The sequence below is a fragment of the Candidatus Koribacter versatilis Ellin345 genome (assembly GCF_000014005.1).
GTDB classification, from domain to species: domain Bacteria; phylum Acidobacteriota; class Terriglobia; order Terriglobales; family Acidobacteriaceae; genus Korobacter; species Korobacter versatilis_A.
Map to the genome: position 1 here is coordinate 5,396,375 of NC_008009.1, position 20,827 is coordinate 5,417,201.

Consider the following 20,827-nt stretch of genomic DNA (forward strand, 5'->3'; position numbering starts at 1 on the left):
CGCCCTTATCGAGGACCTCATGAAGACCATCCGCAAAGCCGTCTTCCCCGCCGCTGGCTTGGGCACACGCTTCCTTCCCGCCACCAAAGCGCAACCCAAGGAAATGCTCCCGATCGTCGACAAGCCGATCATCCAGTACGGTGTGGAAGAAGCGCTCGACGCAGGTTGCGACCAGATCATTATCGTCACTGGACGCGGCAAAAGTTCCATCGAAGACCACTTCGACGTCAGCTACGAACTCGAGAAGATGCTCGAAGAGCGCGGCAAGACCGAACTCCTCTCCATCGTCCGCAAAATTTCCGACATGATCCACGTCGCCTATGTGCGCCAGAAAGAAGCGCTCGGCCTCGGCCACGCCGTGCTGATGTCGAAGGAGCTTGTCGGCGACGAACCCTTCGCCGTCCTCCTCGCTGACGATGTCATCGATGCCGAGCCGTCTTGCCTCAAGCAGATGGTCGAGGTCTTCAACGCGACGCAATGCTCCGTCATCGCCACCCAGGTTGTCGAAGGCAAAGCGATCTCGTCGTATGGTGTGCTTGACGCTAAGCCCGTCACATCCGGCCCATTCGCCGGAAGGCTCTTCGAGATCAGCGATCTCGTCGAGAAACCGAAACCCGAAGAAGCTCCTTCGAACCAGGCCATCATCGGCCGCTATCTCCTCACGCCGACGGTCTTCGATTGTCTCCAGAACATCCCCACCGGCGCAGGGGGCGAGATCCAGCTCACCGATGGCCTTCGCGCCCTGCTCAAGCGCGAAAAAATCTACGGTTTCCAATTTGAAGGCAAGCGCCATGACGCCGGCGACAAACTCGGCTTCCTCAAAGCGACTGTCGAATTCGCATTGAAAAACCCGGAACTCGGTCCGGGTTTTGCGAAGTACCTTCGCGAATTGAATGTAGAAGAGTTCGCTATGAAGTAAAGCTCGAGTGCCTTGGCGTTTCTTATTTGCGAACTCGGCGGTCCGGCGTAAAGTCCGGGTCCTCCGACACGTGTTGCGCCTCATATACCAGGCGAAAGCGAACGCCTTCAGCGCACACTTTGCAAGGTTGTAACGTCTCCCCACGCAACGCGACCACTGTATTTCCCGTAGCATCCGCGTGCTGCGGCGCATGGAGAACTTCGTAGATCCCGCTTCGTTCCACGATGGCGCCGCAACTCAGCAGCTCTCCATCTCCACCGAAGCCGTCATTCTTCCTCGGTATTTCTATGACCTTGAATTTGCTCTTTTCCATGCCCTTTGATAAGGCAGATGGCTTGCCAAATCGGCCCATTGAAGGCAGGACACTTGCACCCCAACTCCGTCCAGCAGCTTGGAAAATTTACCGTTACCCGAACCCGTGCAAATTTTCCCCAGTAAATAAACCGACCCCGAATCCATCCTTTCTCGTGCAAGTTGAATCGAACCGCGCAGATCGGCAGTTTTTACTTGAGGATTTTGCCGGGCCCCTTCATGGATGTAGGCAAGCGCTCGAAAAGGCAGTTGTTCGCAGTGAAAAAATCACTCTCACCAGGAGACCAGGTGGCCCTGAGCGGCGTCTATCGCGTGGTACACGCGGAGCACCGCCATGACCATTTTGTGATCGTGCTTGCTGGCGACGTCTTGCCGGCCTGCCGAGTCTGCGCCGGTAAAGTCACCTTCCACATCGAACAGACTCTCGACTACGCGCCCCACGACTGGGACCTCGCCGGCCCGCTCTCGAACTCGAAAGCCGCCTCCGAATAATCCAAAAACAATTTTGATTGGCTGCCCCACGTCTCGCGATTTTCGAGACGTGGGTGGGTTTCGACAGGTGGGAGAAACTACTTCTTCGCCGATTCCTTCAACTTCTTCGACTTCTCTTCCACGCCCTTGGCCAACTTCTCTTTGTGCGCCACGAGTTTCTTCGCAACGCCCGCATCATGCGTCCCGATGATCTGTGCCGCGAGAATGCCGGCATTCGTCGCACCCGGCTTGCCGATCGCCACGGTCGCGCAGGGAATGCCCGCAGGCATCTGCACCATCGCTAACAGCGAATCGAGGCCGAGCAGCGCCGTGGATGGAATCGGCACGGCAATTACCGGCAGGGTCGTCTCAGCGGCAATCACGCCTGCAAGGTGTGCCGCGCCACCTGCGCCGGCAATCACAACCTTCACGCCACGCGAAACCAGCGCGCGCGAGTATTCGCTGGTGCGTGCCGGCGAACGGTGCGCCGACGTGATGTCAATTTCATACGCAATCCCGAAGCCCTCGAGCGCCTTCGCGGCTTCGTTCATGATCTCCAAATCGGAATCACTGCCCATAACAATGGACACAAGCGGTGTATCGGACATGTAAGAACCTCTAACTGGAAATGTTCTGGAAACTGCGAGTAGATAGTTAAATTGTAAATGAAATCTGGCAAATCTTCGGGTGCCCCACGTCTCGCGATTTTCGAGACGTGGGATCACGCTGCTTCGTATCAGCCTTAGCCTCGCGATTTGTATCAAACCTTCGATTCGAGCGCTGTATCAGGCCCGCGCTTCGCGATTCGTATCAGGCCCTCGTTTCGAGCGCTGTATCAGGCCCGCGCTTCGCGATTCGTATCAGGCCTTCTATTCGAGCTTTGTATCAGGGCAGCGCTTCAGCGCTGCCGATAGACGCCTCTCTTGATTCTGGGCTTTAGCCCCTGCTAAATCTTCCTCAACTCCACCTTCTGCCCGTGCAGCGCCGGATCCGGTTTTTCCGCCACAATACAAATCCCCGCCGCATCCGCGGCATCAATCACCGCCTGACCATCCAGCAGCAAACACTTCCCCGCATCCAGCGCCAGGCACGTCGCGTTCGCCTTCCTCATAGTTTCAACACTTCGCAACCCAATCACCGGCACATCGAAGCGCATATCCTGGTTCGGCTTCGCGACTTTCACCACCGTCAACTCGCGCCCGAGCGTCGACGGCTTCTCGCCCAACGACGGTGACGTTAGCAACTCTCCCGCGCGCAGGATGGTCGCGTCCGTCCCTTCCATCGCCTCCACCGCGACGCATGCCGCCTCGGCAATCACCACCGTCTGCCCAATGTCGAAGCGCGATAGATGATGTGCCACCGCGCGTCCGTAGGTGATGTTCGTCAGTTCCTGGTCGGTCGGCTGCCGCGTCGTCAGGACGCCTTCTTTCGCTAGCAGCGGCTCTAGCAACGACGTCGAATCCAGCAGCGTGATGCCCTCGTCCGACAGCACCTTCGCCACCGCGCCGATCAGCGAATCCGTATTCCGCGTCCCCAGCGACATCAGCAGCTTCGCCAGCTTCCAGTCCGGCCGGATGGAGCTGAAGATCTGCTTGTGCTTCACCTGCCCGGCCATGATCGCTTCGCTCACGCCTTCCTTTTGGAAGGTCTCGATCAGCTTGCTCAGTTCGCCCAGCGACATCCAGTGCACCGCCGCGGCCCCGTGCTGCTCGATCTCCGGAAACGTCTCCTCTTTGATTGCCGCAACCACCACCTCGGCGCCATGGGCGCGGGCGGCATCGAGGATCAGGATCGGGAACTTGCCGTTGCCGGCGATCAAACCGAGGCGCTTCGGAAAACTACGGTCGTTCATGGCCTCGTCAGTCTAACCCAGCATGAATTCCCCGGCGTCAGTCCACTGCGTGGACAATCCATGTCGCTTCCAAATCCGGAACCTACTGTTAGAAGTACCGGATGCGTACTGAGGGAACCGCCCCTATCGTGGGGTGCGGAACCGCGGAAACTCTGCGAAAATAGAACGTAACGAAGTGGGGATTGTAAAAAAGTCTGCGAGGGACCAATTCTTTGTACCCGGTTCTCGCAATGGACGTCTAAACCCTTTAAGGTGAAGACTGCCTTACGGATTGCGCCCCCGGACAAAGAATGGCCATACTCCAGATCACGCCTTCCCGAGAAGAAGAACAGGACAAGCACTTCGAGGATGTTGCACGCGCTAACGAAGGTAAAGCCAACTTCGTGGAAGAGGCGTTCACTCCCGTTGTGCTCATGGACTTGCGCGACGAGCTCACTCGCTCGCGCCTCCGGGAAGCCGCCTGGATCTCGATCATCGCCCACCTCGTCGCGATCATCTTTCTTAGTCTTAGCCCCAAGTGGATGCCCAATCTCTGGGGACATCCCGTGAAGGTCGTGGAAGACCGGTTGCGCGACAAGGACACCACGTTCCTCGCGCTTCCTCCCGACGCGCAAAAGCTGGTACAGAAGCCACACACCAACGTTCTCTCCGATAAAGACCGCGTCGCGACTTCGCACAATCCTGATCCGAAAGAGTTGAAGAAACTCCTCGATCAGCGGCAGCCAGGCCCACCCGCGCATCCAGCAGCGCAGCCCAGCGTTCCCGCGCCGCCGCAAATGGCCCAACAACAGCAGCAGTCGCCGCAGCAGCAAAACCCTGCTACGCAGCAGGGACAGCAAACGGCGATGAACAATCCGCCGCAGTTCGAGAGCCCAAACATGCAGCCCAAGATGACGCTGCCCAAGGCGCAGCCCAGCTTCGGCGCCGTCGCGATGTCGGCCGGCTCAGCGATCCAGCAGGCGGCGCGCGCATCCTCCGGATCAGCCGGTAAGCTCGCCGTTGGCGGTGGTATGGGACTCGGCCGCGGCCCCACCGGCGGGCAAGTTCGCGACGCGATGGAGATCACGACCGATACCCAGGGCGTGGACTTCGGCCCCTATCTCGCACGCATCAAGCAGACCATCGAAGCCAACTGGTACACCGCAATGCCGGAATCGGTTTATCCGCCACTGCGCAAGAGCGGCAAGGTCGCCGTCGAATTCGTAATTCTCCCCGACGGCAAAGTACAGGGCATGCGCATCTTCTTCCCGTCAGGCGACGTCGCACTCGATCGCGCGGCGTGGGGCGGCATCTCAGCCTCGAATCCATTCCCGCCACTGCCCAAAGAATTCCACGGACCGTACCTCGGCCTCCGCTGCTACTTCCTCTACAACCCGACGACAAAAGACCTCGAGCAATAGTTCTTTCCTCGCAAATTAGGCGGCCGTTTTACGCCTATATCTGTGAGAACCTCCCCATGAAACGCCATCTCGCGATCACTCTTCTCGCGCTGCTTGCTTTTGTCTCTACCGCGCTCTCCCAACAATCGGCCGCAAAGCCGCCGCAAGACTGCCGCTCGTTTGTGCAGCAGTTCTACGAGTGGTATGCGCCGGCAGCAGCGCACGATCGAGGCCGCACTTGGGAGACGGCCGTGAAACGCAAACCTGCCGAGTTCTCGCCTGAACTGGCGCAAGCCATCGAGCGTGACTCCGCCGCCCAAGCCAAGACCTCCGACGACATCGTCGGCCTCGACTTCGACCCGTTCCTCAGCAGCCAGGATCCGAGTGGACGCTTCACGCTGAAACAGGTCAAGGAACAAGGCAACACCTGCTCCGCGACGCTCGTCAGCGGTCCCGCGAACAGAAAGGGCGAAGACGTAACCGCCGTGCTCGAACGCGTTGACGGCAACTGGCGCTTCGCCAACTTCCAGTACAGCAATGAGCAGATGGACCTGATGCAATTGCTCAAACAGATGGAAGCCGACCGCAAGGCCGACGGGACCCAGAAGAAATAACCCAACGCCAGGCCGATGCGCGACTGCGACAGACACCTACCAAAGATCTTCAGCAGGTTCCCATTTCACTGGCTCAACGCCACCAGCCTCGCCCCCGACACGAACACGACATAGCCGTTCGCGGCAGCACCAAACCCACCGTATGGATACCCGCTCGTCCACGTCGCTTCGCCCGTGCTCGTTGAGAGGATCTGGTTGTAATCCGAGGAATACACGAGTCCACTGCTCAGCGGCTGGACCGGCATCGTAAACGCAGGCAGCAATGGAGTCGCAAGCGCCACCCCCGTCGGCGAGTAGATCGTTGCCCCGACCGAACTTCCGTTTTGCACAAGCAGATGCGAGTCATCGAGCCACACGATCGGGAAGCCCGGCACCGCGGTCACCGCCACCCCGTTGTTATAGATCGTCGTCACCGATGCCCCATGGCTGGTGTCGCTTGGAGCCGCAATCAGCGTTCCACCCGGCGAAAGCTGCGGTATGGCTGCTTTCGACAGCGTGTCCGACCAAAGCACGGTGCCGCCGGTGACCGCCGTCACCTGTCTCGTGTAGTGCCACACCGACCCGTCGAACGTCCCGGTTACCTGCCCCACATTATTGCCGGATGCAGCTAGCGAGAAGCCCAGGAAGTCCGTTCCGCCTGGATACATGTAGGGCCACGTATTGATCAGGGCCGTGCCCGGGAGCGCATAAATATTCAACGTGCGGTCCGGCTGATACTGCGAGTCCACGCGACTTGCCGCGGCTGCAAGAACCGAACCGTCCGCCGAGAATCCCACTTGTGAAGACGTGAAAGGGATCGTCTGCAACGGTGTTGCGCTCGTCGGATCGAACTGATAAATGAATCCGTTCGCATCCGCGACTGCCACACTGCTCAAACTCCCAGACATGCTCAGTACCGCGCCGTTGGCAAGGAACCTCGGAGTAGAAGCCAGGCTCGCTCCGTCCACCACCGTCCCATGGACATTGCCGACCAGCCACTGAGTTGGTGAGAAAGCGGTGTAGGCGTTCACGTACGCGGCAGGCAAAGCAACATCCGTGGAAGTCGGCGTGGAGGTGGACAGATCAATCACCTTCACCGACGGCGTGCCATACGGCGACAATCCCAAAGTATTGCCCGAGGCCACCAATTTAGCGAGAACTCCGTTCGAGTAGGTCGCCACCGGAACACTACTCGATAGCGAATAAAGGTTGACCGGATAACCTGGCGTCGAGGCCTGGTAGGTCCACAGCCACTCGCCCATGCCGCCGATCTTCTCCACCGACGGCAGGGCCAGGAAACTTTCCTCCACGCTCGCTTTCGAGTACACCCAGGCATTGGTCGAAAGCGTCGTGATGTAACGCTCGCCATCTACAAACCACCCGGCGAAATTCCCGGAGAATGCCGTCCCGAGCGTCGAAGTACCATCCGCGGTTGCCACCGTTTCGATCAAGCCCGTCCCCACAGGACCGAGCGCGATCCTCAATTCACCCGGCGCGGCAAAAACCTGCGCCGCCGAGTAATCACCATCTCGTGCGAGCAGTACAGCGCCCGACGTCGACCACACCCAGAGATTTGTGCGCGTTCCCGCGCAGAGGTAACTGCCGTCCGTCGCGAGTTTGAACCAGTTATCCGCGGTAGTCCCGTTCACGGGGTTGATGAACGGCGACGCCACCAGCGCGAGCAGGCTTCCGTCGCTTGCCGACCGGATCTCGATCCCGTTGTTCACGCCGATTGCCAGCGTCGAGCCACGGAGGTCCACCGGCCAAGGACCGCCGAAAGATATACCCGTGGGTGGCAGTTGGTCGCCGTCCGCGACCTCCGTCCCGCCGGCGTAGTCCACCAGTGTCCAATGACCCGATGCGTCCTGCGCGATCACGCGCGTCCCCGAACTCAAGAGCGTGGTAATCGCCTGCGTTGTCCCGAGTTCGAATAATGTTGGCAGCGCTGGATCCACGCCAATAGACAGCGTCGCCGTCGCACTCCCGCTAGGGTTCGTTGCCGTGACGGTGTAGTTCGCCTTTGCGATTTCCGCGGTCGGCGTGCCGTAGATCCCGCCTGAAGTCGCGTCGAGGAACACTCCCGCCGGCAGCGCTGGCGAGACACTGAAAGACGGAGGCGTACCGCTCACCGCCGGAATGTTCGTCGCAATCGGCTGTCCCACTTCGCCGCTCACGCTGCTCTGCGGATAGGTGATTTTGCCCGGAGGAACCACCGCTGGATTCACCGTGATCTGGACCGTGGCCGTTGTCGAACCCGCCGCGTTGGTTGCTGTGACCGTATAGGTCGCCTTCACTGTCTCTGCCGTCGGAGTTCCTGAGATCGCTCCGGTAGTGGCGTTCAACGCCAGTCCCGCCGGCAGGGACGGACTCACGCTGTACGACGTAACTGTGCCGGTTACTGTCGGCGTATCCGTTGCGATCGCGAGACCGACATTCGCGACAATGCTCGTCTGCGGATAAACCAGGTTCGAGGGAGGCGCGAGCGGCGCGTTCACCGTGATCTGGATCGTCGTGTTCGCGGATCCCGCCGAATTCGACGCCGCAATCGTATATGTGGTCTGCGGCGTTGCTGCCGTGGGCGTCCCTGAAATCACCCCGGTCGAGGCGCTGAGCGCGAAACCGCTGGGCAGCGCGGGACTCACCGCATAAGAAGTCACCGTGCCGGTAACACTCGGCGTCAGTGCGGTGATCGCCACTCCCACAGTGGCTGTGAGGCTGCTCTGCGCGTAGGTCAGGTTCGACGGAGGCGTCTGAGGAGGAGGCGTGGTTGAGGACGAACCGCCACCGCCACAGCCGCAAAGTACGGCAAGGCAGAGACTCACGATAAGCAAGGAAACTCTCGAGCACACGCGTTGGAGCCGAAGCATGAATACCGCCCACTTTAGTGACTATCGATGTGGATTATCGCACCCGGAATCGCCCTGACCCAGCAAATTGAGAAACACGTCGCCGTCAGCGGCTACTTCGCAGGCCACGTGATCATCGCCAGGATACGCTGCGCAAACGGCGAATACAGCAGTGCCGCGCACGCGGCAAACGCCAGCCCAAGGCCGATGCGCGGCTGCAGCAGGAAGGGCGAGAATGCCCAGATCAGGTCGAGCACATAGACCAGCGGAATCAGCTTACGGAACTTCGCGCCGAGCAAGCGGTAGTTGAAGCCCGTCGCGCTCAGCGTGTACAAGCGCAGCGCGATCCCGATGACTGCCGTGACAAGCACGAGCGCTTCGATTTTGCCACCGGCAACGTGGAAGTGGTCTTCGGCGATGTCGCCGATCTCGTCGAGCCGCCACAAGCCGCAGGCGTAGAAGATCAGGTACATCAGCTGCAATCCGCCGAAGAGCAGCCGGGTGATGCGGTGATCGGCTTGCGGAAGCTCGGGCTCCGCGATCGTGGCGATTGACGGTTCGGTTTGACGAGAGGGGTCCTTCGACTCCGTCGCGCTTGGCGCGGCTCCGCTCGGGATGACAGAAGGTTCATTCCATTCGACGGGGGCGATGAAGCGATAGCCGCGACGCGGGAGCGTCTCGATGAAGCGCGGGTTCGATGCCGTGTCGCCGAGCACGTCGCGCAATTTGTTGATCGCCGTGTTGAGGCTGTGATCGAAGTCAACGAACGTGTCGGCGGGCCAGAGCTTTTGCTGGATCTCTTCTCGCGTTACGACTTGCCCGGCGCGGTCGAGTAGCAGCGCCAGCACCTGAAACGGCTGCTCCTGCAATTTCAGCTTGGCGCCGTTCTTGCGCAGCTCGCCGCTGGCGAAGTTGGCTTCGTAAAGCCCGAACTTGGCGCGACGCTCCGGCGTTCCCGTTGTTGCCGACATTCGAACAAAGTTTACAACGCCGTAGAATGGACGCGTGGAACCGAAGCAGCCAGACCGTTGGCGCGGAGAGCGCATGAAGATGTGGGGCGTGATGTTTGTCGTGCTCCTCATCATCCTGTTTCTCCTCGTGCGCCATGCGCTGGAGCAGCCGCGATGAGCGATCCACTGCTGTTCGTACTGCTCGGCCCGACTGGTTCCGGCAAGACCTCGCTTTCCATCGCGCTCGCTGAACGCTTCGGCGGCGAGATCGTGAACTGCGACTCGGTTGCGGTGTATCGCGAGCTCGACATCGGCACCGCCAAGCCGACGCACGAAGAACGAGAGAGCGTGCCGCATCACCTGTTCGACGTGCTGCCGCCGACCGAGCCGATGACCGCCGGCGAATATGCACGTCGCGCCCGCGAAGTTCTGAAAGACATCGCGTCACGCGGAAAGCTGCCAATCGTGGTCGGCGGCACCGGTCTCTACCTGCGCGCGCTGCTCGACGGCCTGTTCGCGGGGCCGGAACGCTCCGAAGAGTTGCGCGAACACCTTCGGCGGCGCGAACAAGAGCGTGGTCCGACGTACTTGCATCGCATCCTGAGCCGCATGGACCGCGTTGCCGCGGCGAAGATCCATCCCAACGACGCAGCGAAGCTCATCCGCGCAATCGAAGTCTGTCTGGCGGCGCGCAAACCCATGACCGAACTCTGGCAGCAGGGCCGCGATCCGCTGACCGGCTTCCGCATCCTGCGCATCGGTCTCGATCCCGATCGACCGGCGCTTTACGACCGAATCAATCGCCGTGCCGCCGAGATGTTCGAGCAAGGCCTGGTGGAAGAGACGCAGGCTTTGCTCGCCAAGTACGGACGCATCGGCGGGCCGCTCGATTCGCTCGGCTATCGCCAGGCGTTTGAGCTTCTCGACGGAAAGCTCACCCGCGAACAGGCGGTTGCCGCAGCCCAGCAAGGCCATCGCAACTACGCCAAGCGGCAGATGACGTGGTTCCGCCGCGAGCCAGAGGTGCGATGGCTGAAGGGGTTCGGCGATGACGCCGCCATCGTGGGGGAAGCGATGCAGATCATCAAAACGTCGTAAACCCAAGGCCTGCCGACGGAGAGCCTCCGCCAGGGCCATAAAAGTATTTCGATTTTCAAAGATAGGAAGTCGCCGCAGCCCTCTAGGCCGCCAATCCCTTTTGCATTGTCCCTATATATTTAGAATATCAAACCAAAAGGACAACATCGCTCTGCGATGTACCTTGTAAAGCCACGCCAGTCAACGGTTTCAAGCCATATCCCACCATTGGGGGTCTTGACAGCCGACGTTTGTGGGATGGGTTTTGGCGGTTTGACTATCCAACAAAGGTGGGAAATTTCCCCAAGATATGACGCTTTGGTGGGACGATGAACCGGCTGAGCGGGAGCGAATTTTCGGCAGCGCTGAAGCGCTGCCCTGATACAAGCCTCCGTTCACCAAAACAAAAATCGGCCCCGCGGAGCGCTCCTTTTGGAAGCGATCGCCCGGCGGGGCCATTGTGGAGATCTCTCGGGGTGCGAGAGGTTTCGTTGTTGCGCAACTTTGAGACTTTAGTGTGCAGCCCCGGCGGTGGCATTCACGGCGGACGTGAACGTGAGCGAACCGTTCTTGAGATCGATGCTGTCGAGCGACTTGCTGCCGCTATCGGTCTTGGTCAACGCCATCCGGACATCGGAGTTCTTCTTAACGACGAGCGTGGCTGGCGCGACGGCGATTTGCTTGTGCGCTTTCGAGAAGGAAACCTGGACGTCGGAGCCATTGCCCGAGTAGGCGACGTCATAGGTGCCGGGCTGGAGCGTGGAAGAACCGACGGTGACCGGTTCATAGATGTGAACGGTCTCAGCCTTCGCCGCAGTGGCAAACAGTGAGACGGTGAACAGGATGGCAACGAGCAGCGATGGCTTTTTCATGTGATCTCTTCCTCAGTGTTTTTTGGTGTCGAACTACAAGTGTCATTGAAGCATTGAGGAGAGAAAGTGAAACTTAAGTATTGTTAAGATTGCCGCGCTACGCGCGCGCGGTTTCACCCGCGAACGACGCGGCTTCGGCGGGCAGTTCGATTTCCACGCGCAAGCCGGGATTGGCATTGCTCGCACGGATTACGCCACGATGAACTTGCACCGCGCGCTTGGCAATGGAGAGCCCGAGGCCGACGCCACCGCTGTCGGCATCACGCGCTTCTTCGGTGCGGAAGAAGGAGTCGAAGATCTTCTCGACGAATTCTTCGGGCACGCCGGGGCCGTAGTCGCGGATGGAAATGGTTGCGATCTGCGCGTGCAGGCCGAGTTCGACATCAATCGCAGTGCCTTCCGGAGCGTGGCGAATCGCGTTGCGCAAAACATTTTCGACGGCGCGCCGCAGAAGTTCAGAACTTCCGACCACGACGACTCCGGGCGCGGCAGCAAGGTGGATGCGGCCTCCGCGTGCCTCGATCTCAACCGCACAGTCGCGGACGGTATCGGCGATGAGGTGGTTAATGGACACTTCTTCAAACGCGCGATAGGCGGCGCTGCCTTCAGCGCGAGCGATCTCAACCAAGCTGGAGACGAGAGTGGTCAGGCGATCGATGTCGCGCTTGACGCGATCGAGGGCGGCGTCGCGGTCAGGCGCGGTACGCGCGAGCTTGACGGAGAAATGCAGGCGCGCGAGCGGAGAGCGCAGCTCATGCGAGATGTCGGCGAGCAGGCGCTGACCGCTCAAAAAAATGGTTTGAATGCGTTCGGCCATGCCGTTGAAGGATTGCGCGAGGCTGCCGATTTCGTCACGGCGGCGGACCGGCAAACGAACCGCAAGATCGCCTTCGCCGAACTGGCGGATTCCGGCGGAAATACGGCGGATGGGCGAGACGACATACCAGGCTGCGAGTCCGCACATGAGGAGACATGTGCCGAGGATGAGGAAGTTGTAGTGATAGAACGGGAGGTCCTTACGGTGATAGGGGCCGACGACGACAAACCAGTATTTGCCGTCAGCGGATTGGTGCGCGATGACGAACTCTCGCTGATGGGTCTCCCGCGCCTTGGTGAGCGGCGGCTTGGGCAGGTATCGCGAAAGGCTTTGGCCTGAGACGACATCGTTGCCGCGGGCGTCGAGCAGGTAATGCGAACCGCCGAAGACGGAATCGAGGCGGTGCATGTAGACCGCGACGGCGGGCGGTCCCGTGGTCTGTAGCTTATCGGCGGCTTCTTGCACGGAGACTTCGTCCATGTCGTCGAAGGTGGGGTTGATGTAGTCGTCGATCATCGCCTGCGAGAGGGCCTGGCTGCCGACGATGGCAATGCCGAGGACTGCAATGGTGGCCAGGATGATCGCAATGTAGAGGGATTTCACAAGACCTGCCTTCGGCTGCCGGTGAAGACGTAGCCGACACCGCGGACGGTCTGGATGAACGGCGCGAGGGTCTCCAATTTACTGCGGATGTGGCTGATGTGAACGTCGAGCGAGCGATCGTGCGACATGAGGCGGCGTTCGAGAATGGCGAGCGAAATTTCTTCTCGCGTGAGGACGCGTCCGGCAGAACAGACCAAGAGGTACAGGATGTCAAACTCGACCGCGGTGAGGTCGATTAAGTCGGCCTTCAGCCAGACTTGCCGGGTACGCGCGTTGATGCGTACGTCGTCGAAGGTGAAATCGAAGAGAGCGTCGGCGGGTGCCTGGGAAGCACGGCGGAGGACGGCACGCACGCGGGCGAGGAGTTCATCGGGATCGAAGGGCTTGGGCAGATAGTCGTCGGCACCGGCCTCGAGGCCCTGGATGCGGTCATGCGGGGCGGTGCGGGCGGTGAGCATAATGACCGGAACCGGGGTGCGGCGGCGGAGCTGGCTCAGCAACGTGAAGCCGTTCATGCCGGGGAGCATCACGTCGAGGATCACGAGATCGTATTTGGTTTCGGCGGCGGATTTCAGGCCATCGGGGCCGTTGCGAATGCAGTCCACGGAGTGGCCGTGCTGGACGAGGAACTCGCTCATCATCTCGCAGAGTTCGGCGTCGTCGTCGATGAGGAGGAGCGATAGGCCGGCGGATTCGTCGGAAGAGCCCATGGGTGAAGTGACGGGAAAATTATGCATCATGGGACGAACTGCGCGGTGGAACTTAACAAAACTTAAGACTGGGGTAGGGGTCCTTAGACTGCGCGGCCTGTGGCTTCGCTCAGGATGACAGGGGGAGTGCCGGCGACTCGTCCCAACTGGAATCTGACGTGGAACTTCGTGGCGCGGGATTGCGTAGCTTCAGGGCATGAGGAACTTTCTTGTCTTTTTGCTGCTGAGCGCGGGCGTGGCGATGGCGCAGGTGTCGGCGCCGGGGACGGCGGAACAGGCATTCGCATCGGGCGGGTCGGTGCGGTTGCGGCTGGAGGCCGGCGAGTACGTGATTCGTCCGAGCGATGCGGAGAAGATCGTGGTGACGGTGTCGGCCGAGACCGACGAATACGTGAAGCAGGCGAAGATCGCGATTACGCTGAATGGACCGTATGCCACGGTGCGAGTGAGTGACACGCCGTCGAACCACAAATTCAAGGCGGTGATTGAAGTGCCGCGGCGCACCGACCTGGAAGTGCATATGTCGGCGGGCGAATTGCGCGTGGAACCGGTGGAAGGCAGCAAGGACGTGAACCTGCGCGCCGGCGAGGTAATCATCGAGGTGCCGAACCCCGAGCAATATGGGCATCGCGAGGCTGGGGTTTGGGCGGGGAGCGTGGAAGCATCGGCATTCGATATTTCGAAGGGCGGGCTGTTCCGCTCGTTTGAGCAGTCGGGGCCGGGGAAGTATCGGCTGCACGCGCATGTGATGTCGGGGGAGATACAGCTGGTTAGGTAAGTTTCTCTCCGGTTTCCGAATGACGTACCCGAAGAATTGTTTCGAGGATAGGGGTCCTTCGACTCCGTCGCGCTGCGCGCTCCTTCGCTCAGGATGACAGACAGAGGCTAATGCAGTCGCTCCTACGTGCGGCACATCTGCTATCTTTTTCCACAACATGATTCGCAGAATCCTGGCCCTCTTACTCACGCTCACTACCCTCTTTCCATCGGCGTTTGCCAAAGACAGATTTCAGCAGCCGGGGCCCGTGCATCTGGACAAGGACGGCGAGAAGTGGGCCGATAAGACCTTGAAGAGCATGTCGCTCGAAGAGAAGGTTGGGCAGATGTTCATGATCTGGTCGAAGGCCCAGTTTGTGAACGTGCAGAGCCCGGATTTTCTCAAGCTGCGCGACACCATGGCGCGGTATCACCTGGGCGGGTTCGGCGTGACCGTGAATTTCGAAGATGGGTTCCTGTTCAAGACCGAGCCGTACGAGGCCGCGATGATGATCAACGAGTTGCAGCAGGGCTCGGAGATACCGCTGATCATTGCCGCCGATTTCGAGCGCGGGCTCTCGATGCGTCTGAAGGAAGCCACTGATTTCCCGCACGCGATGGCGTTTGGGGCGACTAACAATCCGGCGTATGCGAAGGAGTTTGGGCGGATCACGGCGCTGGAGTCGCGCGCCATTGGCGTGGAGTGGAACTGGTTTCCTGATGCCGACGTGAATTCGAACCCGGCAAACCCGATCATCAATACGCGCTCGTTTGGCGAGGACCCGCAGGCGGTGGCGTCGATGGTGAAGGCCTACATCGAGGGCGCTCATGCGGAAGGCCTGCTCACGACGGTGAAGCACTTCCCCGGTCACGGCGACACCGATACCGACACACACCTGGCTACAGCGCGAATCAATCAGCCGCTGGAGCATATCCAGAACGTTGAGTTGGTGCCGTTCAAGGCCGCGATTGATGCGGGCGTGGACTCGGTGATGATCGGACATCTCGTGGTGCCGGCACTCGATCCCGATACCAATCGGGTTGCGACTATCTCGCCGAAGATCGTGAACGGCACTCTCAAGAAAGACCTCGGGTTCCAGGGGCTCGTCGTCACCGATGCAATGGAGATGAACGGGCTGGCGAAGCTGTTCGGCTTCGGGCCGGAAGGCTCGGCGCGAGCGGCCGTAGCGGCAGTGAAGGCCGGTGATGACATGCTTCTGCTGCCGTCGGACCTCGACGGCGCGTACGAAGGGCTGATCAAAGCGGTGAAACGCGGCGAGATTCCGGAGTCGCGGATTGACGAGTCGGTGCGGAAGATCCTGCGGATGAAGGCTTCGGTGGGGCTGAACAAGGCCAAGCTGGTAGACGTGGAGCAGATGAAGAACCTCATCGCGCGTCCGGATAGCCTGTCAGTGGCGCAGGAAATCGCGGATTCCGCGGTGACACTGGTGCGCAGCAACGACAAAACCCTGCCCCTGCGGGCGAAAACAGTGGGAACCAGCGGGCCTCATGCAACGTATGAGAAACCAGAGGGAGTCCGGGGAAGGCAGCTTGCGGTCATCATAACGGATGATTCGCGGAGCGAGTCGGGCCGGATCTTCGATCAGCAGATTCGGCGGCGATCGCCGGAGATGCGGACCATCTGGGTGGATGATCGCAACGCCGTGGGCATGAGCGACACCGTATTGCAGGCGGTACGCGAGGCGGAGAAAGTTGTGGTCGCGATTTACGCGATTCCCAGCGCCGGACGCGTGAAGGTGGAGAACGGCCAGTTCAAGGCCTCGAGCGACATGAGCGATGCGCCGGCGGCGCTGGTGAAGAACATTTTGCGCGTAGCTGGGAGCCGCACGGTGGTGGTCGCAATGGGGAATCCGTATCTGGCGCAGGATTTCCCGGAAGTGCAGAACTATATGTGCACGTATTCCAATGCGCAGGTTTCAGACGTAGCGGCGGTGAAAGCGCTGTTCGGCGACATCGCTATTCGTGGTCACCTGCCGGTGACGATTCCGCAGTTCGCCGAGCGCGGCGCGGGGATCCAGCTACCGGCAAAGTAGTGGAGGGCAGGATGAAACGGATTTTGTTAGTGGTCTCGATTGCATTGCTGCTGATGTTTGCGGGATGCAAGATCAGCGAGCGGGGCGAAGACGGCAAGGACAAGAAAGTTGATATCAAGACGCCGTTCGGCAGTTTGAAGGTGGATGAGGATGTGAACCCGAAGGACACCGGGCTGCCGCTGTACGCGAATTCAAAGCGCTACCAGAGTGGCAACGATTCGCATGGCGCGAATGTGAACATCTCGAGCGGACTGTTTGGTGTGAAGGTTGTCGCCGTAGAGTTCACCACGCCGGATGCGCCGGATAAAGTGCGCGCTTACTACGAAGATGCGCTGAAGACTTACGGCAAAGTCGTGGTATGCCAAGGCACCTACAACAACAACGTGAATGTTGACCGCAAGCCTGATGATGCCGATCGACCGGTGGATTGCAGCGAAGGCCACTCGGACAATTCGGATGGGGTACAACTCAAGGTCGGCACGAAGGCGCGTCAGCACGTTGTGGCGGTGAAACCGGACGGCAGCGGGACGCGGTTTGCGCTGGTGTATGTGAATGCGCGCGGGAAAGAAAGCGGAAGTTAGGCGTTCGCGGGCGCTGCCGGCGAACAGCAGATCCCACGTCGCTTCGCTCCTCTGGATGACAAGAGGGGGGAGTGGAGAGATCGGCCTTATCGTGGGCTGACGCGACGCAGGGCAATCGAAACAGAAATGAACTAGGGCAGCCATAGCGGCTGCCCTTGGTGTTTAGCGAGAGATTACTGTTCCCACGGCAACTCGGGTTTGCCGAAGTGGCCGTAGTTGGTGGTTTGGCGGTAGATGGGGCGCAGCAGGTTCAGGCGCTCGATGATCGCGGCGGGGCGGAAGTCGAACGTCTTGACGAATTCGACGGCTGCGGCGGGATCGCCCGTACCGAAGGTTTCGACTTTCACCGAAACTGGCTTCGCAACGCCGATGGCGTAGGCGACCTGGATTTCCGCGCGCTTGGCTAATTCGGTCTTCACGACTTCGCGAGCGACGTAGCGGCAGAAGTACGCCGCGCTGCGATCGACCTTCGACGGATCTTTGCCGCTGAAGGCACCGCCACCGTGGCGGGCGAAGCCGCCGTAGGTGTCGACGATGATCTTGCGTCCGGTGACGCCGGCGTCGGCCGCGGGACCACCGTTTTCGAAGCAGCCGGTGGGGTTCACGAAGTAGCGAATGCCATCGTGCGCCCAGTCGGCGAGGACGCGCGGAGCGAGTTGCGTCTTCACATATTCGGCGATCTGTTCCTGCTCGATGGCGGCGGAGTGCTGCGTGGAGATAAGGACATCGGTGACGGCGACGGGCGTGTTGCCTTCGTAGAGAACTGAGACCTGGGATTTGGCGTCGGGACAGAGCCAGTGAACTTTGCCGGCCTTGCGATCTTCGGCGAGGCCACGGGTAAGGCGATGGGCGAGCGCGATGGGCAACGGCATCAGCGTAGGCGTTTCAGCGGTAGCGTAGCCGAACATGATGCCCTGGTCGCCCGCGCCCTGTTCGTGCTCGGTGTTGGTTGAAGTATCTACGCCGAGCGCGATGTGCGCCGACTGCTTGGAGAGGAACTGGTGAACGGTGACGCCGTCGGCGTTGAAGTCATCGCAGGCGCGGGTATAGCCGATCTCTCGGATGGCTTCACGGGCGATGGCTTCGTGGTCGATACCCTTCGCCTCCGAGGTGATCTCCCCGGCTAGGACGACATTGTCGCCCTTGCAGAGGACTTCGCAGGCGACGCGGGCTTTGGGATCCTGCGCGATGTGGGCGTCGAGGATGGAGTCGGCGATGTAGTCGCAGACTTTATCGGGATGACCTTCCGAGACCGATTCCGAAGTGAAGGTGAAAGTGACGGGGGCTTCGACGGATGGATTGGTTGCTCTTGCGGGAACGGCGTGCGTTGACATGATGCATGTCTCCTTAAACTGGCGGCATGCATCAGGAGTACAGACAGAAAAACCACCCCAAAATAGCATCGAGGGTGGCGACTGTCGGGAGACATCCTTTCGGACTTTCGTCCGCACATTGAGTCTTGCGACTCGTGGCACCGTAGCGTCTCCAAAGCTCGGTTGCCGGACCTGGCTTAAAGCGGCCAGGACACTCCTGATGCTGGAAATAGTATGCCGCGACGACGTCACAAGGTCAAGTGATGTGGCTCTGGTTGCGTCGATTGGCAGCGTTGTGTAAGGTGCAAACGTGGAACATCCGTGCCATCGCTGTAACGCCATGATCGAGGACAGCGCCCCGTTTTGCCCTAAATGCGGTGCGCCTCAGATCCGCGTGACGGTGGAAGAGGGCAATCAGGCGGTGACGCCGCCATTCGATCATGGGACGCCGGGAGGGATCCAGCCTCCTGCTACGCCGGTGTATCCGGCGGGATGGAATCCAGCGCACGCGTTGAACCCGCGCAAGATCAATTGGAGGATGGCGTTGCCGGGGGCGGCGCTGGCGGGGATCATCGCGGGCGTGCTGATGATCCTGCCGTACTTCAATGTCCTGTTTTTCGTCTGGATTTTCCTGGCGGGATCGGCAGCGGCGCTGGCTTATCGCAATAAGTCGGGAAACCCGATCAGCGGCGGGATGGGAGCGAAGATCGGCGCGCTGGCGGGGATGTTTGCGTCGATCCTTCCCGCTATTGGATTTGCCGTGATGACGCTGGCGAAGCCCGACGAACTGCGTACGCAGTTGCGTCAGGCGCTGGAGAACTCTCCGCGGAATTCGGACCCGGCGACGGCAAAGGCGATGCAGGACATCATGCAGAGCGCCACGTCCCCAGAGGGCTTGGTGGTGCTAGTGATTCTCTCGGTGATGTTGATGATCTGCTTTTTCGTGATCGTGTGCGCGGTGGGCGGCGCGGCGGGATCGACGTTGAAGCGGGAGCGGCAGTAGGCAGGGGCTAAAGCCCCTCGAGGAAAGAGATGTCCTTTCGGCAGCGCTGAAGCGCTGCCCTGATACAAACCTGAAGCGCTACCCTGACACAAACCTGAAGCGCTGCCCTGATACAAACCTGAAGCGCTCCCCTGATACACATCGGTAGGCATTGCCGCGGGTGTGACCGGACGCTTATCATCGTGGGGATATGAGTCCCACGAGTTCCGCTACCTTGCGCGACAAGGTGCAGTTGATGTCGGCCTCCGAGATCGAGCGCACGCTGGTGCGTCTTGCCCACGAAATTGTCGAGAAGAACAACGGGGTGCAGAACCTCGCTCTGGTGGGGATACGCCGGCGTGGCGTTCCGCTGGCCGAGCGGGTTGCGACGATCCTCGAGCGCATTGAGAAGACCCCGGTTCCAGTGGGCACGCTCGATATCACCCTCTACCGTGACGACCTCTCTACCGTAGACGCGACCCCCCAGGTAAAACCGAAGGCGTTGGAGTGCGACATAGTCGGCAAGGATGTCGTGCTGGTGGACGATGTGCTTTACACCGGACGCACGATTCGCGCCGCACTGGATGCGCTGATTGATTGTGGGCGTCCGCGGCGGGTGCAGTTGCTGGTGCTGGTGGACCGCGGTCATCGCGAGCTGCCGATTGAAGCGACGTTCGTCGGTCGGCGCGTGCCCACTACAGAAGACGAAGTGGTTGAGGTGAAGCTACAGGAGCTGGATGGCTCCGAGAAAGTGATGCTGGCGGAACGCATCAACCCATAGACCGCGCATGAAATCGAAAAAGCCCCGCTCCCTGCTTGGCATCGAAGGCATGGAGTCCAAAGAGATCAACGCCCTCCTGAAACTCGCCGCCCGTATGGAGCCGACGAGACGCCGCAACACCCTTCGTGGCAAAACCGTTGTCCTTCTCTTTTACGAAAATTCGACACGTACGCGGTCTTCGTTCGAACTAGCCGCGAAGGTGCTAGGAGCAACAACGATCCTCATCACAGCGACGGCGTCTTCGATTGAGAAGGGCGAGTCGCTGATTGATACCGGCTACACCGTGCGGGCGCTCGGCGCAGATGCAATCGTGATGCGACATCCCTCCTCTGGGGCACACTGGCTGCTGGCGGAGCACCTCGATATCCCGATCATTAACGCTGGGGACGGTATGCACGAACATCCGTCGCAGGGATTGCTCGATGCGCTGACGATCTTGCAGGCGAAGAAGAAGTTCAAAGGGCTCAAGATCGCGATTGTCGGAGATATCTATCATTCGCGTGTGGCGCGTTCGAATGTGCACCTGCTGCCGAAGCTGGGAGCGAAGGTGGTGCTGTGCGGGCCGCCGGATTTGTGTCCGGATGAGATGGCGAAGATCGCGTCGGGAATTGAGGTATCGCACAACCTCGATCACGCGCTCAGTGGGGCCGATGTGGTGATGTCGCTGCGGGTGCAGAAAGAACGGCTCGTGGGACGGCAGATCGGCGTGGAAGATTACATTGCCAACTACCAGATCACGCCGGAAAAGCTTGCGCTGGCGAAAAAGGATGCAGTGTTGATGCATCCGGGGCCGATCATTCGCGGGATGGAGTTGACCAGCGAAGTCGCGGACGGGCATGCGTCGAAGATCCTCGCGCAGGTTCACAACGGCGTGAAGGTGCGGATGGCGATACTGCAGACGCTGCTGGCTAAAAACTAAGGAAGCCGTTGGCTCGCCCCCCTTCAATATATTTTAAAAT

At 60.2% G+C, this 20,827-nt stretch carries 21 protein-coding genes and 1 riboswitch; of the genes, 12 read left to right on the forward strand and 9 right to left on the reverse strand.

The window, feature by feature from the left end; all coding sequences use genetic code 11:
* Nucleotides 1-19: 19 nt before the first annotated feature.
* Nucleotides 20-919: a UTP--glucose-1-phosphate uridylyltransferase GalU gene (gene galU / locus ACID345_RS23675; protein WP_011525347.1), complete on the forward strand. Its 900-nt coding sequence runs from the start codon at nucleotides 20-22 to the stop codon at nucleotides 917-919.
* Nucleotides 920-941: 22 nt separating this feature from the next.
* Here galU and ACID345_RS23680 read toward each other — a convergent pair whose 3' ends face one another.
* Nucleotides 942-1,232: a hypothetical protein gene (locus ACID345_RS23680; protein ID WP_148210244.1), complete on the reverse strand. Its 291-nt coding sequence runs from the start codon at nucleotides 1,230-1,232 to the stop codon at nucleotides 942-944.
* A gap of 287 nt (nucleotides 1,233-1,519) precedes the next feature.
* Here ACID345_RS23680 and ACID345_RS23685 point away from each other — a divergent pair, with 287 nt between their 5' ends.
* The gene (locus tag ACID345_RS23685) at nucleotides 1,520-1,723 is read left to right on the forward strand and encodes a hypothetical protein (protein WP_148210245.1); all 204 of its coding nucleotides are present in this window, start codon (nucleotides 1,520-1,522) and stop codon (nucleotides 1,721-1,723) included.
* A gap of 77 nt (nucleotides 1,724-1,800) precedes the next feature.
* Here ACID345_RS23685 and purE read toward each other — a convergent pair whose 3' ends face one another.
* The gene (gene purE / locus ACID345_RS23690) at nucleotides 1,801-2,310 is read right to left on the reverse strand and encodes a 5-(carboxyamino)imidazole ribonucleotide mutase (protein WP_011525350.1); all 510 of its coding nucleotides are present in this window, start codon (nucleotides 2,308-2,310) and stop codon (nucleotides 1,801-1,803) included.
* A 338-nt stretch (nucleotides 2,311-2,648) separates the two neighbouring features.
* On the reverse strand, nucleotides 2,649-3,554 hold the full coding sequence (locus ACID345_RS23695; RefSeq protein WP_011525351.1) for an LpxI family protein: 906 nt from the start codon (nucleotides 3,552-3,554) through the stop codon (nucleotides 2,649-2,651).
* A 290-nt stretch (nucleotides 3,555-3,844) separates the two neighbouring features.
* Here ACID345_RS23695 and ACID345_RS23700 point away from each other — a divergent pair, with 290 nt between their 5' ends.
* Nucleotides 3,845-4,954 (forward strand): TonB family protein, encoded by a 1,110-nt coding sequence (locus tag ACID345_RS23700; protein ID WP_011525352.1) that lies wholly within the window; start codon nucleotides 3,845-3,847, stop codon nucleotides 4,952-4,954.
* Between the two features lie 56 nt (nucleotides 4,955-5,010).
* Nucleotides 5,011-5,547, forward strand: coding sequence for a DUF3828 domain-containing protein (locus tag ACID345_RS23705; RefSeq protein WP_011525353.1), 537 nt, complete (start codon nucleotides 5,011-5,013; stop codon nucleotides 5,545-5,547).
* Nucleotides 5,548-5,612: 65 nt separating this feature from the next.
* On the opposite strand, the gene ACID345_RS26095 is transcribed toward ACID345_RS23705, so the two are convergent.
* Both ACID345_RS26095 and ACID345_RS23715 read right to left on the reverse strand, forming a co-directional pair.
* Complete coding sequence (locus tag ACID345_RS26095) at nucleotides 5,613-8,348, reverse strand: Ig domain-containing protein (RefSeq protein WP_187148904.1); 2,736 nt, start codon at nucleotides 8,346-8,348, stop codon at nucleotides 5,613-5,615.
* Nucleotides 8,349-8,485: 137 nt separating this feature from the next.
* Complete coding sequence (locus tag ACID345_RS23715) at nucleotides 8,486-9,343, reverse strand: winged helix-turn-helix domain-containing protein (protein WP_148210246.1); 858 nt, start codon at nucleotides 9,341-9,343, stop codon at nucleotides 8,486-8,488.
* A gap of 34 nt (nucleotides 9,344-9,377) precedes the next feature.
* Here ACID345_RS23715 and ACID345_RS27420 point away from each other — a divergent pair, with 34 nt between their 5' ends.
* Together ACID345_RS27420 and miaA are read left to right on the forward strand one after the other, a co-directional pair.
* Nucleotides 9,378-9,500: a hypothetical protein gene (locus tag ACID345_RS27420; RefSeq protein WP_266190033.1), complete on the forward strand. Its 123-nt coding sequence runs from the start codon at nucleotides 9,378-9,380 to the stop codon at nucleotides 9,498-9,500.
* Nucleotides 9,497-10,420: a tRNA (adenosine(37)-N6)-dimethylallyltransferase MiaA gene (gene miaA / locus ACID345_RS23720; RefSeq protein WP_011525356.1), complete on the forward strand. Its 924-nt coding sequence runs from the start codon at nucleotides 9,497-9,499 to the stop codon at nucleotides 10,418-10,420. The genes ACID345_RS27420 and miaA overlap by 4 nt, the downstream gene beginning before the upstream one ends.
* 491 nt (nucleotides 10,421-10,911) lie before the next feature.
* Here miaA and ACID345_RS23725 read toward each other — a convergent pair whose 3' ends face one another.
* The 3 genes from ACID345_RS23725 to ACID345_RS23735 form a co-directional block, all read right to left on the reverse strand.
* Nucleotides 10,912-11,271: a hypothetical protein gene (locus ACID345_RS23725; RefSeq protein ID WP_011525357.1), complete on the reverse strand. Its 360-nt coding sequence runs from the start codon at nucleotides 11,269-11,271 to the stop codon at nucleotides 10,912-10,914.
* A gap of 97 nt (nucleotides 11,272-11,368) precedes the next feature.
* Nucleotides 11,369-12,691 (reverse strand): HAMP domain-containing sensor histidine kinase, encoded by a 1,323-nt coding sequence (locus ACID345_RS26100; RefSeq protein WP_011525358.1) that lies wholly within the window; start codon nucleotides 12,689-12,691, stop codon nucleotides 11,369-11,371.
* Nucleotides 12,688-13,431: a response regulator transcription factor gene (locus ACID345_RS23735; protein ID WP_011525359.1), complete on the reverse strand. Its 744-nt coding sequence runs from the start codon at nucleotides 13,429-13,431 to the stop codon at nucleotides 12,688-12,690. The genes ACID345_RS26100 and ACID345_RS23735 overlap by 4 nt, the downstream gene beginning before the upstream one ends.
* Before the next feature lie 166 nt (nucleotides 13,432-13,597).
* On the opposite strand from ACID345_RS23735, the gene ACID345_RS23740 reads away from it, so the two are divergent.
* From ACID345_RS23740 to ACID345_RS23750, 3 genes are all read left to right on the forward strand, one after another.
* Entirely contained in the window at nucleotides 13,598-14,179 is a 582-nt protein-coding gene (locus ACID345_RS23740) for a hypothetical protein (protein WP_011525360.1), read from the forward strand.
* Nucleotides 14,180-14,426: 247 nt separating this feature from the next.
* Nucleotides 14,427-16,211 carry a glycoside hydrolase family 3 protein gene (locus ACID345_RS23745; RefSeq protein WP_187148905.1) on the forward strand — a complete coding sequence of 595 codons (1,785 nt, stop codon included), beginning with the start codon at nucleotides 14,427-14,429 and terminating at the stop codon, nucleotides 16,209-16,211.
* Between the two features lie 11 nt (nucleotides 16,212-16,222).
* Entirely contained in the window at nucleotides 16,223-16,792 is a 570-nt protein-coding gene (locus ACID345_RS23750; protein ID WP_011525362.1) for a hypothetical protein, read from the forward strand.
* Between the two features lie 173 nt (nucleotides 16,793-16,965).
* Here the strand turns inward: ACID345_RS23750 and metK are convergent, their stop codons facing one another.
* On the reverse strand, nucleotides 16,966-18,126 hold the full coding sequence (gene metK, locus ACID345_RS23755; protein WP_011525363.1) for a methionine adenosyltransferase: 1,161 nt from the start codon (nucleotides 18,124-18,126) through the stop codon (nucleotides 16,966-16,968).
* A gap of 84 nt (nucleotides 18,127-18,210) precedes the next feature.
* A riboswitch (SAM-I-IV-variant riboswitch) is annotated at nucleotides 18,211-18,334 on the reverse strand.
* Nucleotides 18,335-18,415: 81 nt separating this feature from the next.
* Here metK and ACID345_RS23760 point away from each other — a divergent pair.
* The 3 genes from ACID345_RS23760 (at nucleotide 18,416) to ACID345_RS23770 (ending at nucleotide 20,787) form a co-directional block, all read left to right on the forward strand.
* A complete protein-coding gene (locus tag ACID345_RS23760; protein WP_011525364.1) occupies nucleotides 18,416-19,108 on the forward strand; it encodes a zinc ribbon domain-containing protein in 693 nt (230 codons plus the stop codon).
* A 190-nt stretch (nucleotides 19,109-19,298) separates the two neighbouring features.
* On the forward strand, nucleotides 19,299-19,868 hold the full coding sequence (gene pyrR / locus ACID345_RS23765) for a bifunctional pyr operon transcriptional regulator/uracil phosphoribosyltransferase PyrR (protein ID WP_228370702.1): 570 nt from the start codon (nucleotides 19,299-19,301) through the stop codon (nucleotides 19,866-19,868).
* 7 nt (nucleotides 19,869-19,875) lie between these two features.
* Nucleotides 19,876-20,787, forward strand: coding sequence for an aspartate carbamoyltransferase catalytic subunit (locus ACID345_RS23770; protein WP_011525366.1), 912 nt, complete (start codon nucleotides 19,876-19,878; stop codon nucleotides 20,785-20,787).
* Nucleotides 20,788-20,827: the final 40 nt, after the last annotated feature.

Coding starts and splice junctions, on each gene's coding strand:
- ACID345_RS23740 (WP_011525360.1), top strand. CDS start 13,598: ATGAGGAACTTTCTTGTCTTTTTGCTGCTGAGCGCGGGCGTGGCGATG.
- pyrR (WP_228370702.1), top strand. CDS start 19,299: ATGAGTCCCACGAGTTCCGCTACCTTGCGCGACAAGGTGCAGTTGATG.
- purE (WP_011525350.1), bottom strand. CDS start 2,310: ATGTCCGATACACCGCTTGTGTCCATTGTTATGGGCAGTGATTCCGAT.
- metK (WP_011525363.1), bottom strand. CDS start 18,126: ATGTCAACGCACGCCGTTCCCGCAAGAGCAACCAATCCATCCGTCGAA.
- miaA (WP_011525356.1), top strand. CDS start 9,497: ATGAGCGATCCACTGCTGTTCGTACTGCTCGGCCCGACTGGTTCCGGC.
- ACID345_RS23680 (WP_148210244.1), bottom strand. CDS start 1,232: ATGGAAAAGAGCAAATTCAAGGTCATAGAAATACCGAGGAAGAATGAC.
- ACID345_RS23750 (WP_011525362.1), top strand. CDS start 16,223: ATGAAACGGATTTTGTTAGTGGTCTCGATTGCATTGCTGCTGATGTTT.
- ACID345_RS23705 (WP_011525353.1), top strand. CDS start 5,011: ATGAAACGCCATCTCGCGATCACTCTTCTCGCGCTGCTTGCTTTTGTC.
- ACID345_RS23715 (WP_148210246.1), bottom strand. CDS start 9,343: ATGTCGGCAACAACGGGAACGCCGGAGCGTCGCGCCAAGTTCGGGCTT.
- galU (WP_011525347.1), top strand. CDS start 20: ATGAAGACCATCCGCAAAGCCGTCTTCCCCGCCGCTGGCTTGGGCACA.
- ACID345_RS23770 (WP_011525366.1), top strand. CDS start 19,876: ATGAAATCGAAAAAGCCCCGCTCCCTGCTTGGCATCGAAGGCATGGAG.
- ACID345_RS23725 (WP_011525357.1), bottom strand. CDS start 11,271: ATGAAAAAGCCATCGCTGCTCGTTGCCATCCTGTTCACCGTCTCACTG.
- ACID345_RS23695 (WP_011525351.1), bottom strand. CDS start 3,554: ATGAACGACCGTAGTTTTCCGAAGCGCCTCGGTTTGATCGCCGGCAAC.
- ACID345_RS23735 (WP_011525359.1), bottom strand. CDS start 13,431: ATGATGCATAATTTTCCCGTCACTTCACCCATGGGCTCTTCCGACGAA.
- ACID345_RS23700 (WP_011525352.1), top strand. CDS start 3,845: ATGGCCATACTCCAGATCACGCCTTCCCGAGAAGAAGAACAGGACAAG.